This window comes from Paenibacillus dendrobii (genome assembly GCF_009807035.1).
Taxonomy (GTDB): Bacteria; Bacillota; Bacilli; order Paenibacillales; family Paenibacillaceae; genus Paenibacillus_AQ; species Paenibacillus_AQ dendrobii.
Genome location: NZ_WUBI01000002.1, coordinates 778906 through 791574, shown reverse-complemented (window position 1 = coordinate 791574; position 12669 = coordinate 778906). Strand labels below are relative to the sequence as shown.

The 12669-nt window shown below is 49.4% G+C and carries 13 protein-coding genes; 7 read left to right on the top strand and 6 right to left on the bottom strand.

All coding sequences use genetic code 11. The annotated features are described in order from the left end of the window. Window positions 1-51: 51 nt before the first annotated feature. On the bottom strand, window positions 52-939 hold the full coding sequence (locus GRF59_RS17385) for a carbohydrate ABC transporter permease (protein ID WP_160498949.1): 888 nt from the start codon (window positions 937-939) through the stop codon (window positions 52-54). A 21-nt stretch (window positions 940-960) separates the two neighbouring features. Further along, complete coding sequence (locus GRF59_RS17380; protein WP_160498948.1) at window positions 961-1926, bottom strand: ABC transporter permease; 966 nt, start codon at window positions 1924-1926, stop codon at window positions 961-963. 280 nt (window positions 1927-2206) lie between these two features. Here GRF59_RS17380 and GRF59_RS17375 point away from each other — a divergent pair, with 280 nt between their 5' ends. Further along, entirely contained in the window at window positions 2207-2812 is a 606-nt protein-coding gene (locus tag GRF59_RS17375; protein WP_160498947.1) for a pentapeptide repeat-containing protein, read from the top strand. Here GRF59_RS17375 and GRF59_RS17370 read toward each other — a convergent pair. Further along, window positions 2809-3222, bottom strand: coding sequence for a GNAT family N-acetyltransferase (locus GRF59_RS17370; RefSeq protein ID WP_160498946.1), 414 nt, complete (start codon window positions 3220-3222; stop codon window positions 2809-2811). The two genes, GRF59_RS17375 and GRF59_RS17370, sit on opposite strands and share 4 nt — an antisense overlap. Before the next feature lie 122 nt (window positions 3223-3344). Beyond that, window positions 3345-4094: an SDR family NAD(P)-dependent oxidoreductase gene (locus GRF59_RS17365; RefSeq protein ID WP_160498945.1), complete on the bottom strand. Its 750-nt coding sequence runs from the start codon at window positions 4092-4094 to the stop codon at window positions 3345-3347. Between the two features lie 233 nt (window positions 4095-4327). Here GRF59_RS17365 and tatC point away from each other — a divergent pair, with 233 nt between their 5' ends. Together tatC and GRF59_RS17355 are read left to right on the top strand one after the other, a co-directional pair. Then, window positions 4328-5086 (top strand): twin-arginine translocase subunit TatC, encoded by a 759-nt coding sequence (gene tatC, locus GRF59_RS17360; RefSeq protein WP_160498944.1) that lies wholly within the window; start codon window positions 4328-4330, stop codon window positions 5084-5086. Beyond that, entirely contained in the window at window positions 5079-5279 is a 201-nt protein-coding gene (locus GRF59_RS17355) for a twin-arginine translocase TatA/TatE family subunit (RefSeq protein ID WP_160498943.1), read from the top strand. Before tatC ends, GRF59_RS17355 begins: the two co-directional genes overlap by 8 nt. A gap of 72 nt (window positions 5280-5351) precedes the next feature. Here the strand turns inward: GRF59_RS17355 and GRF59_RS17350 are convergent, their stop codons facing one another. Further along, on the bottom strand, window positions 5352-6113 hold the full coding sequence (locus GRF59_RS17350) for a hypothetical protein (RefSeq protein ID WP_160498942.1): 762 nt from the start codon (window positions 6111-6113) through the stop codon (window positions 5352-5354). Window positions 6114-6265: 152 nt separating this feature from the next. On the opposite strand from GRF59_RS17350, the gene GRF59_RS17345 reads away from it, so the two are divergent. Genes GRF59_RS17345 through GRF59_RS17335 form a run of 3 tightly spaced genes read left to right on the top strand, consistent with a single transcriptional unit; the run spans window position 6266 to window position 10565 of the window. Then, entirely contained in the window at window positions 6266-7060 is a 795-nt protein-coding gene (locus tag GRF59_RS17345) for a gluconate 2-dehydrogenase subunit 3 family protein (protein WP_160498941.1), read from the top strand. Window positions 7061-7083: 23 nt separating this feature from the next. Further along, window positions 7084-8799: a GMC family oxidoreductase gene (locus GRF59_RS17340; RefSeq protein ID WP_160498940.1), complete on the top strand. Its 1716-nt coding sequence runs from the start codon at window positions 7084-7086 to the stop codon at window positions 8797-8799. A 50-nt stretch (window positions 8800-8849) separates the two neighbouring features. Then, window positions 8850-10565 carry a GMC family oxidoreductase gene (locus GRF59_RS17335; protein WP_160498939.1) on the top strand — a complete coding sequence of 572 codons (1716 nt, stop codon included), beginning with the start codon at window positions 8850-8852 and terminating at the stop codon, window positions 10563-10565. Between the two features lie 145 nt (window positions 10566-10710). On the opposite strand, the gene GRF59_RS17330 is transcribed toward GRF59_RS17335, so the two are convergent. Then, window positions 10711-11403 (bottom strand): 3'-5' exonuclease, encoded by a 693-nt coding sequence (locus GRF59_RS17330; protein ID WP_272914995.1) that lies wholly within the window; start codon window positions 11401-11403, stop codon window positions 10711-10713. A 119-nt stretch (window positions 11404-11522) separates the two neighbouring features. On the opposite strand from GRF59_RS17330, the gene GRF59_RS17325 reads away from it, so the two are divergent. Further along, window positions 11523-12593 carry a lactonase family protein gene (locus tag GRF59_RS17325; RefSeq protein ID WP_160498937.1) on the top strand — a complete coding sequence of 357 codons (1071 nt, stop codon included), beginning with the start codon at window positions 11523-11525 and terminating at the stop codon, window positions 12591-12593. The last annotated feature ends 76 nt before the right edge of the window (window positions 12594-12669 follow it).

The window sequence follows — 12669 nt, the reverse complement described above, 5'->3', positions numbered from 1 at the left end:
TATATTTTGGTGAATCATGTGTTGCCGTCCAGGAAAAAAATTCCTATGCTCCTAACCTTTGATGGACCCGATCATCAGACCTTTCACGAAATACCTTTGCAGGAACGGATAGGCGAGCACGATTGGGGCGGTCGTAACCACCATGGTAGCCAGCTTGATGGATTGGGAGGTCACATTTTTGGATATGCCTCCCGGCATGGCTGAAGCCATCTGGTTGGAGCTGGATTGCGCGACAATCCGGTATAAGTAGGTTTGGATCGGCTGCAGATCCATGTTGTTGATATAGATCATGCCGGTGAAATAATCATTCCATTGATAGACCCCGTGAAAAAGGGCGATCGTGGCGATGACCGGCATGGATACCGGAATGATGACGCGCACGAAAATGGAAAGGTCATTCGCTCCATCGATTTTCGCCGCTTCTTCCAAACCGTCCGGAATTTCCCGGAAGAAGGTCATGAAGATGATCAGGTCAAAAAAGTTGAACATCGCTGGAATGATATAGACCAGAAAATTATCCAGCAGATGCAAATCGCGAATCAAAAGATAGTAGGGAATGAGGCCGCTGTTAAAAAACAAGGTGACGGTACCAAGCAAAATATAAGCCTTTTGTCCGACCAGATCTCTTCGGGAGAAGGCGTAGGCGACCATGGCGGTAAAAAAGACATGTACCACGGTACCGAGCAGGGTCTTGGCGATCGTGATGCCCATCGCTGTCATGATGCCGCTGCTGCGAAAGACGGCTTGGTAGCTTTCTAGGCTGAATATCCGGGGCCACCAATAGATGCCTCCCCGCATGGCGTCCTGTCCTTCGTTGAAGGAGTTCACGAGTACATACCAGATCGGATATAGCGTGATAAAGCAGACGGCAAGCATGATCAGCACGTTGAAGGCGTCAAAGGTCACATCCCCGGCGGTTCTTCGATTTAGTTTAAACATGGGACTTCAACCACCTTTTCATTAGAATAGGGATGTATCGTTGATCTTCTTGGAGACCGAATTGGCAATCAGGAGCAGTATCAGCGCAATCAAGGATTTGATCAAGCCCACAGCCGTGGAATAAGAGAAGCGGTTATTCACAAGGCCTGTCTGATACACATACACGTCGATGACACTGCTGGCGCTCTCATTGAGCGAGTTGCGCAGCACCAGGATTTGATCGAAATTGGAATTCAGAATGCCGCTGACGGCCAGTATGAAAAGAATCGTGATGGTGCTTTTGATGCCCGGGAGCGTAACGTACCACATTCTCTGAAAGCGTCCTGCCCCGTCAATGGTCGCTGCTTCGTGCAGATCAGGGGAGACGCCAGCGATAGCCGCCAGATAAATAATGGCTGACCAGCCCAGTTCCTTCCAGATATCGGATGTGACGATGATGCCCCAAAAATACTTGGGCTCTGCCAGATAGCTGATCGGTTCTTTGATGACATGCAGCGCCATTAGAATATGGTTGATAATCCCTACATCCGCGAGCCAGGTGGCCAAAATCCCCCCGAGAATAACCCAGGACAGGAAGTGGGGCAGATAAGAAATGGTCTGCACCGCTTTTTTCAGCCGGATCGACCTCAGCTCGTTCAGAAATAGTGCAAACAGGATCGGGAGCGGAAAACCGATGATCAACTTAATCAGGCTGATGCCTAGCGTATTCCAGATTACGCCGGGGAGCTCTTCATCCTCAAAAAATTCTTTGAAATTGTCCAGTCCGACCCACGGCGCCTCCGATATGGAGTGGGTGATGACGTACTGTTTGAAAGCAATGATAATGCCGTACATGGGTATGTAGTTGAAAATAATCATCCAGGCGACACCAAGCAGTGCCATCACCTGTAGATATTTCTGGCTGAGCAGCCTGCGCAGCAGTGTTCTCTGCTTGCCTGCTGCCGGTTTAGGCTGCTGGGTAAGCTCTGCGCCGAGTTTGGCACTCATGTGATCCGACCTCCTGTGCTGATTTTGCAAACTTTGATTTGTAAACCGCATTCTGGCATGGTTGCAAAATCCTCGTGTAAGTGCTTTCATTATGCACTTCTAATTGTAGGTTGGGAGGGAAGGAAGAAACAGGTGTGAAATTTCGTTTTTAGGGTTGCGTTTTTCGGGTCTTGCCAAAAAAATATGATACATACGTTATTGTGAAAGGAACGTATGTTTGTTACGATCAAGAAAAAGTCGAGATCATGGACTCGCTAATGATGAGGGAGTGAAGAAAACCATGTTTCAATACACAGACCAGCAATATGAAAAAGTGGATTTTAGTCAACAGGATTTAAAGAATGGGGAATTGAAGGGCTGCACCTTTACCCGCTGCATCTTCCGGGGGACGTCGATGGATGAAATCTGGACAAGCGGCTGCCAGTTTATCGAGTGTGATTTTGGAGGCGCGACTTTTAACGCATCCCTCCATACGCGCTCGGCTTTTACAAACTGCCGATTTGCGGGGACAAATCTTTTCGTGGCGAAATTTGAGGATTGCAAGATGATCGGCAGCGACTTCGCCGGTGCCCTGATGGACGGGATCACGATACAGGGCGGGGACTGGTCATATACGAATCTGCGGCAGGTGAATTTGTCCAAACAGGTGCTAAAGGGCATTCGTTTAGTAGAAGCCGATCTCAGTCAAAGTAATTTTCAGAAGGCGGATTTACGGGAAGCGGATCTTACGGGGGCCAAGCTGACCAAGACCGTATTCAAAGGGGCAGATCTCAGAGGTGCAAAAATGGACCGCATCGACTACAGGGCCTTTGATCTTACGGGCGTGCGGATAGATCTGGAGCAGGCTGTCAACGTTGCCCGCTCCTATGGGGCCAAGGTGGATTAATTATATTTTTTGTACATGCCGACGGATGCCGGAGCGCTGTGTTCAAAGCCGAATTGCTGATATAGCCTGTCGGCTGGGACATCGGCCATCAGGCTGACATAAGCTCCCTTCACGGCATTTCGGTCCAGATAGGCCGTAACTTCGGACATGATTTTTTTGCCGAGACCCTTCCCTTGATGCTCGGGAGAAACGGCAATATCAACGACATGAAACATGCAGCCGCCGTCGCCGATGACCCTGCCCATGCCAATCAGTTCTCCGTGAAGCCGAAGGGTGACGGCGAACAGGGAATTCGCGAGTCCTCTTCGGGAGGCTTCGATGTCTTTCCCGCTTAGGCCAGCCTTCAGGCGCAGGTTTACGTATTCCTCCGCGGCTGGAGGTTCATGAAATACAGTTATGTCATGGATCATCATCATGTTCCTTTCGTATTAGCGTTCGCTCCAACATCATATTATATAATAAAGGATCCTGGCTATTCAATCGCCGGGATCCTTTATTTTGCGTCTCATTTTGGGCTTTAGAGAGGTCGGTGTTAACGCATCATGACGCTTCCGCCGTCAACCATGATCGTCTGGCCAGTCATGAACTTGGCATCTTCGCTCAACAGGAAGGAGACAACACGGCCGATATCCTGTTCCGGATCGCCTAGGCGGCGAAGCGGGATCGCGCTCACCATTTGATCGTAGGCTTCAGCATTATGCTGTCTCCATTCGGCAACACCTTCCGATGCGGCGATCGGGCAGACGATGTTGATGTTGATGTTGTCCGGACCCCATTCATTCGCAGCAACGCGGGAAATACCACGGATAGCTTCTTTGGCGGCAGCGTAAGACGTTTGTGTTAACATGCCTTTCAGTCCGGCACCGGAAGCGAAGTTCACGATGGAGCCTTGGTTTTCCTTCAGGTGAGGGTAGCTAAGTTTCATTAGGTGGAATGTAGGCCAGAAACCTGTACCAAAAGCAAGCTCGAATTCTTTTTCCGTGGTATCCATGAAAGGCACATTTTTGGATGCCTGCGCACAGTTTACGAGACCATGGATGGTCTTGTATTTGTCGATGACTTTTTGAAAGCCGGCAACAACGTCCTCTTTTTCCATCAGGTTGACTTTAACAAACATGCACTCCGAAATTTTGCTGATTTCCTCCTCGGTTGCTTTTCCCTTTTCTTCATTAATATCAAAAAATGCTATGCGTGCTCCTTCTTTAGCCAAAGCAGTAACGAGGCCTTTACCGATTCCGCCTGCGCCGCCTGTAACAAGAAACGTTTTGTCTTTAAATTTCATATATTTAGACCTCCAATTATTAAGTAACTTACATGTTTATTTTAATCCGTTGCTTGTCAACATGCAAATGTGAAAAGTGTGTGACAGTGCTGGACATGGCGATAATAATGTGTCAAGCGCTTTTCCGACATATTCGGCTATAATTCTGCAAATTCTGGATACAATATACATTATCGCGGAGCGCTTGGACCCGGCAAACTTGGCGATCCGGTGCTAGAAGAGGAGGCGGTTCATTGATTAACAGTGATGAGTGGGTCACCCACCTGACGGAGCTTCGCAAACGGCTGATCTGGGTGATGCTCTTCTTTATCCTGACCTTGGCTGCGGGCTTGTACATGTCGCCGAAAGTGCTGCTTTACATTAAGAACAGGCCTGCCGCCGCCGATATTGCGTGGAATGTGTTTTCGCTGACCGACGGCATGTTCATCTACATGAAATGCGGTTTTTTGGTGGCTGTTTTCTTCACCGTTCCGCTTGCGCTGTATCATGTGTGGGCGTTTGTGCGGCCAGGACTGACCAATGATGAAGCGAAAAAAACCTTTTGGTTCGTTCCGATGGCTTTCGTGCTTTTTTCCATCGGAGTGGCATTCAGCTTTTATGTCGCGTTTCCCATGATGGTTTCGTTCCTCTCCAAAATGAACAAAACGGTTGGAGCCGTGGAAACTTATGGCATGGACAGGTATTTTTCATTGATGTTCAGCGTCGTGTTTCCGCTTGCTTTGGCTTTTGAAATGCCGGCTGTCGTCCTGTTTCTGACCCGGCTCGGGATTCTCGGACCGTCTCTGCTGAAAAAAGTGCGCAAGTATGTCTATCTGGCCCTTGCCGTCGTCGGTTCGATGATCTCGCCTCCGGACTTTGTATCTCATCTGTCCGTGACCATTCCACTGATCTTGCTGTTTGAACTCAGCATTCTGGTATCCCGGTGGTATCTGCACCGCAAGGAGCTGGACAACCTACTTATTGACCCGAAGGGAGGCGAAAGCCATGTTTAATAATATTGGATTACCGGGGCTTCTTATCATTTTGATGATTGCGCTGGTCGTGTTTGGACCATCCAAGCTCCCGCAACTCGGACGCGCTGTCGGAGATACGCTTCGTGAATTCCGTTCTTCGACCAAAGGCGTCGTGGAAGAAATTACAAACGAGGCAACGGTTGAACCGGAAAAGCTGGCCGAGAAAAATTAACATGAATCCAAAATCAAAAACACCTCCTTATAACGCTTGTGCGCTTGAGGAGGTGTTCATGTATTTTAAGGTCTAATTTACCGGCTTATGCGCTTGGTGATTCGTCGTGGTATGCAGCTGGGCATTCTTTTTAATGATCTGCATATCACGGTTCATTTGCTTCACGGATTTCCCGGCACGGAGGGCTGTTTTGACCTTTTCAATGGTTTGAATGGCTTTCGGATCATGAACGGTATACAATTTCACCTTTTTGCCGTATACGCCATTGACCTCTTGGTGGATTAAGCTCAGGTTGCTTTCGTTAATGTCGCGCGATCCAATGGAATAACCGGTTCCTTTTTGGCTCATATAACCTTTGCCTGAGGCCCCTTCATTCGGGCTCAACACCTTATGCGGCTGGGGCTTGGAATTATTCGTATGGGTATGCTTCTCTGGGTCGCCGATGTACACCGAGTCACCAAGAGCCAATACTTTTACCCCGGTAATACCCGCTGATTCCAGGCGATTTTCAAGCGTGATCGATTCCGGAGTATCATGCAGGCTGGAAGTGCCGATGCGGCTATAAATTCCGGAGCCCATTCCGCTATAGGTTGTTCCGTTTTTGTTGGTCGTGCGGACTTTATCGCCGTTAAAATGCGGAATCACCTTGATATTGTCTACGTGAGGATGGCTTTCCGTGATGTTCGCATGGTGTGTGCCATGTTGTGTGTCCATATGAGATTGAATTCTGACCGGTTTGGTTTGCGCTTTCTGATGCATGTTAGTGTTACAGCCGGTCAAGGCAATCGCAATGCAGAAAGCAGGAACGGTTATTTTTGCCCAAGATCCTTTCATGGATAATCCCTCCCTAGATATGTTGAACATACAATTATGATTATCTTTCGGAGGATGTATTATTTGTGGGATTTTTCGACAAAATAACAAAAAAATGATGTTTAATCCAATCCATATTGGAGAACATTCACATTCAACAGGAGGTAACTGATATGGCTAACGAAACGGAAGAGCAGGATTTGAAAGACCATAAGGAGCCCGACCAGTCCAGACGGAATTTCTTGAAAAATACGGGATATGCCGTTGGCGGTCTGGTGGTCGGCGGAGTTGTCGGCAGCTTGCTCCGGTCTCCGAATAAATCGACGACTAACAATAATACGGGAAATACAACCGAGAACAAAGCACCAGCAGGCGAGGCAGTTAACTTCAACCAGGCGTTGATGTATTTCACCCAGGAGCAATTTTTGATTACGGAAGCCGCCACCGAACGCCTTTTCCCGGCAGATGATAATGGACCGGGGGCTAAGGAGCTCGGGGTTGCCTATTTTATCGATCACCAGCTTGCAGGCGAGTGGGGGTTAAACGGCAGGGAGTACATGCAGGGTCCTTTCTTTAAAGGGGAGACCACGCAAGGTTATCAAGGCCGGTTGAAACGCAGGGAAATCTTTGATATCGGACTTCAGGAAATGCAGAATTACAGCAATAAGAAATTCCAGAAGAAATTCAAGGACCTCACACCGGAAGAGCAGGATACCGTCCTGAAGGCTTTTGAAACGGATGAGGTAAAGCTTACCACGATTTCCGCCAGCGGTTTCTTCAAAACGTTGTTCGGAAGCACCATGGAAGGGGCATACGCTGACCCGCTCTACGGCGGTAATGGCAATATGGGGGGCTGGAAGCTGAAAAACTTCCCTGGCAACCAAATGTCCTACACGAAGATTATCGAACAGGATAAGTTCGAAAAAATAACACCTGTCAGCCTGAGAGAACATCTTCCACATTCCTAAAATAAATGAAGAGGTGATATGAGATGGCAACCAAACTGCCAAAAACGGATGTCGTTATTGTCGGTGTCGGCTGGGGCGGAGGCATCATTGCGTCGGAGCTGACCAAGAACGGCTTGTCCGTGGTTGGTCTTGAACGCGGCAAGGAACGCAAAACCGAAGATTATTACATGGTCCATGATGAACTGCGTTACGCTTTGCGGTATGAGATGTTTCAGGATTTATCGAAAGAAACGATCACCTTCCGCGGCAATGAGAAGATCAAGGCGCTTCCGATGCGTTCTTACGGTTCCTTCTTGCTGGGCGACGGGCTTGGGGGTTCTGGTGTTCACTGGAATGGACAAACCTTCCGCTTCCTTCCCTATGATTTTGAGATTAAATCCAAAACAATTGAGCGTTACGGGAAAAGCAAAATTCCGGACGGGATGATTATACAGGACTGGGGCATTACGTACGATCAACTGGAACCGTATTTCAACAAATTCGAAAAGACAGCGGGGATATCTGGCGACGAGAATCCCCTTGGTGGCAAACGCTCGGAAAAGTACCCGACGCCTGCGATGAAAACGACGCCGGGCATGAAAATGTTCTCCGATTCCTGCAAAGGACTCAATTATCATCCGTATCATATGCCATCGGCGAATCTGTCGGAGCAATATACGAATCCGGATGGTATCGCACGGGCGGCCTGCCAATACTGCGGTTATTGCGAGCGTTTCGGCTGCGAATACGGCGCCAAGGCGGATCCGGTGGTTACGGTGATTCCGGTAGCCAAAAATACAGGGAAGTTCGAACTGCGTACACACTCCAATGTCAGACGGATCCTACATAAGGGCGGCAAAGCAACAGGCGTCCTGTACACCGACACCACGACCGGTGAAGAATACGAACAGCCTGCCGACATTGTAGTCATGACAAGTTATGTCTTTAACAATACACGTCTGCTGTTGATGTCCAATATAGGGAAACCGTATGATCCCAAAACCGGAACAGGCGTTATCGGTAAAAACTACGCTTATCAGGTGCTTAAGGGTGCGGGCGTTGGTTTCTTCGAAGACAAGGAATTTAATATATTCGCCGGTGCCGGCTCGCTGGGCATGTGCATCGACGATTTCAACGGAGACAACTTTGATCACAAGGACCTCAAGTTTATTCATGGGGCAAACATCTCCTACAGCCAAACCGGCGCGCGTCCGATTCAGAACAACTCGGTTCCGCCGGGTACGCCAACCTGGGGCAAGGACTACAAGGCGGCAACCGTTAAATATGCAAACCGTCATATTAACGTGGGTGCCCAAGGTTCATGCATGCCGTTCCGCCACCATTTCCTTGATTTGGATCCGGTCTATAAGGATGAATTCGGTGACCCGCTCATGCGGATCACATTTGACTTCGAAGATCAGGACCGTGAGCTTGTAAAGTTCATGGGAGCGAAGTGCGGCGATATTCTGAAGAAAATGGGCGCGGATAAAGTGGTTGCCAATACCGAGCTGGCGCCTTATGAAATTACGACCTACCAATCGACCCACAATACCGGCGGCGTTATTATGGGCGATAGCCCGGATACATCCGCTGTGAATAATTACCTGCAAATGTGGGACACCGAAAATCTCTTTGTCATCGGGGCCTCCGCCTTCCCGCACAACAGCGGATACAACCCTACCGGTACCGTTGGTGCTTTGGCCTACCGGGCAGCTGAGGGGATTATGAAGTATCACAAGAAACCCGGGAGCCTCGTTTAAGCTCCGCTAAACCTTGCAGGGACAATAGAAAATCACGATGAGGTGACATGATGGCAACCAAACTCCCTAAAACAGATGTCGTTGTTGTCGGCGTAGGTTGGGGCGGCGGAATTATCGCTGCCGAGCTGACCAAGGCAGGGATGAATGTCGTGGGTCTGGAGCGCGGCAAGGAACGCAAGACCGAAGACTATTACATGGTCCATGACGAACTGAGGTATGCGTTACGATATGAAATGTTTCAGGACTTGTCCAAGGAAACGATTACCTTCCGAGGCAACGAAAAAATCCGTTCGCTCCCCATGCGTTCATACGGTTCCTTCTTACTTGGAGATGGCCTTGGCGGCGCCGGCGTGCACTGGAATGGGATGACCTTCCGTTTCCTGCCTTACGACTTCCAGATCAAGACGCAAACCATTGAGCGGTACGGCAAGAAAAAAATCCCTGATGGCATGACGATTCAGGATTGGGGCATCACCTATGACGAGCTTGAGCCGTATTTTCTGAAGTTCGAAAAGATGGCTGGCATCGGCGGTGAGGAGAATCCACTTGGCGGCAAGCGCTCCGAGAAGTATCCGACCCCTCCCATGCAGGTATCGCCGGTGATGAAGCTTTTTTCGGATGCCTGCAAAGGACTGAAGTATCATCCTTACATTATGCCGTCGGCGAATCTGTCCGAACAGTATACGAACCCGGACGGCGTTGCACGGGCAGCCTGCCAATACTGCGGCTTTTGCGAACGTTTCGGCTGCGAGTACGGCGCAAAGGCGGATCCGGTCGTCACGGTGCTGCCGGTGGCAAAAAACACGGGGAAATTCGAGCTCCGCACCCACTCGAACGTCAGACGGATTTTGCATAAGGGCGGCAAGGCGACCGGCGTCTTATACATTGACACCACCACCGGAGAAGAATACGAACAGCCGGCGGATATTGTCGTCATGACCAGCTATGTGTTCAATAATACGAGACTTTTGCTGCTATCGAATATGGGCAAGCCTTATGATTCCAAGTCTGGAACCGGGGTCATTGGAAGAAACTATGCTTATCAGGTAGAAGCGGCAGCCGGCGTCGGATTTTTTGAGGAGAAGGAATTCAATCTATTCTCGGGCGCAGGCGCCATGGCGATGACCATGGATGATTTCAATGGTGACAATTTCGATCACAAGGACCTGAATTTCATTCACGGCGGCAGTATCAGTTATAGCCAGGGAGGCAACCGGCCGATCCAGAATAACACGGTCCCTCCGGGAACGCCTGGCTGGGGCAAGGACTTCAAAGCCGCCTCGATCAAATATGCGAACCGGAACGTCTCCGTATGGGCAGAAGGATCTTGCATGCCGTACCGGCATCATTTCCTGGATCTGGATCCGGCCTACAAGGATGAATTCGGCGATCCGCTGATCCGGATTACGTTTGACTTCGAGGAACGTGACCGCGAAATGGTCAAATTCCTCGGGGCTAAATGCGGTCAAATATTGAAAGAAATGGGTGCGGATAAGGTTGTAGCTTATACGGAGCAAGGTCCTTATGAAATAACGCACTATCAATCCACGCACAATACGGGCGGCGTGATCATGGGGGATAGCCCCGACACATCGGCGGTAAACAACTATTTGCAGATGTGGGATTTCGATAACTGCTTTGTCGTGGGTGCCTCGGCCTTTGCCCATAATGGGGGCTATAACCCGACTGGCACCGTAGGCGCATTATCCTACCGAGCCGCGGAGGGCATTATCAAGTATCACAAGAAGCCTGGAAGTCTGGCATAAGCAATAAAAAGACCATGAAGGAAGAACTCCCTTCGTGGTCTTTTTTTACGGGGGATATGCGAGACGTATATCACGTCAACCATAAAGTGAACATAGAGAAGACCGGCCATCGGATAATCCATGGCCGGTCTATTATTTTTGTGGACTATCCGCTAATATAATTATTCGTTCCAGGCAGCTTCCGCGCTTTTGCAGGCTTCGCTTTTTTCTTCGCCGGGGCCGAGAAGGGTTTATAGCCGCCCGGATACATCATGCCTATTTTGCAACCCAAAGCCAAAGACAGCTGTTCTGCTGAATTGTGCTCCTCCTTGCGGATCAGGTTGAGCAGCACATGGGCGCAGGCTCTCGCATCATCAAGCGCATCATGGTGATGAAGCGGGATATCGTACCAGTCCGCGAGTACATTCAGCTTATGCGAAGGCATCCAGTTCAGCATTTTTTTACTGAGCAGATACGTGCAGTAGTATTGAAAGCTCGGATAATCAACGGAAACCTTGTCGAGACAATAGCGCAGCACGCTCATATCGAATGAAGCGTTATGCGCTACCACGTTCTTCCCCTCCAGCAGGGGATGTAAGGTAGGCCAAAGCTCGTGGAAAGCGGGCATTCCCTCTACCATGGACTCGGTAATGCCATGAATGAGCACATTCCGATAATCGAAGGGCTGCCCCGGATCGATAAGCCAGGATTGTTCAGATATAATTGCGCCGTCCCGCACTTCTACAAGACCCAGGGAGCAGGCGCTTGAGCGGTTAGCGTTTGCCGTTTCAAAATCGATAGCTACAAAGTCCATATGTAAAAACTCCTTACTGATAGAATCCGTGAGTGATGTTTTCAAGAGGTATCTACCATACTAAAGCAGGAACAAGGGAATTACAATCTTCCATTTCTTTTGCGGGAAGAGTGTTGAAAATGATACAATAAAGCGTAAAAACAAAGTGAAGAGGCGATAACCATATGACAGTTGAAAACCAGCGCATGCTCGTATTCGTGGGTTCGTATGCCGAAGAATCCTCGGACGGCGTGTACGTATATGAATTTGATGAACAACATGGGGACCTTACTCGTCTGGATCAGGTATCCGGGCTTAAAAATCCGACGTTTCTGAACGTAGATGTACCGAAGCGTCGCTTGTACGCCATCAGCGAGACGGTTGCAGAGGATGGGACCAAACGCAGCGATGCCGTATCTTTCAATATTCTTGCAGAGAATGGGAAGCTTGCGGAGACAAGCCGTGCTGACGCGCTCAACGGTCCATCCTGCCACATTCAGCGCAGCGCCAATAACCGCTTTCTGACACTAACGAGTTATCACAAAGGATCCGTGAGTCTTGTGGAACTGAAAGAAGAAGGTACTGTCGGCGGCATACTGGATATCCAGGAGCATAAAGGGCAGCAGCCGGATCAGAAATCACATGTGCATTCCTCCTTTTACAGTCCGGATCAGCGTTTCTTGTTCGTATGCGATTTGGGCCTGGATACGATCTTTACATATCGGATTAATGCAGAAGAAGGCAAGCTGGTTCTTCAAGGAGAAGCGAAAGTTAAGGAAGGCGCGGGTCCGCGACATCTTGTATTCCATCCAAGCGGGAAATTCGCATATGTTATTAATGAATTGCAATCGACCGTAACGGCGTTTCGTTATGATGCAGAGCACGGGGCCCTTACGGAGATCGAAACCGTGTCGACGCTGCCGGCAGATGCTCAAGTCGAAAACGGATGCGCGGAAATCACCATTTCGGAGGATGGAAGGTTCCTGTACGGGTCGAACCGGGGACATGACAGTATCGTCGTGTATGCAGTGAATCCGGAAACGGGAAAACTGGAAACCATCCAGCATGTGTCTGCAGAAGGCAAACATCCGCGTCATTTTTCCATCGTACCGGGTGGCCGTTACGTGCTCACGGTAAACCGGGATACGAACAACTTGGCGGTGTTTACGAGAAATTCGGAGAGCGGTAAGCTGAGCTATACAGGAAAATCGATTGAAATTTCGAAGCCTGTATGCGTATGGGCCGACCGGTTTTAAGAATCATAAGACGGCGCTGCCAGTTAAGCGGGAGATATGTTCCCGTGCACGGGGCGCCGTCTTTTTTGCAATCATT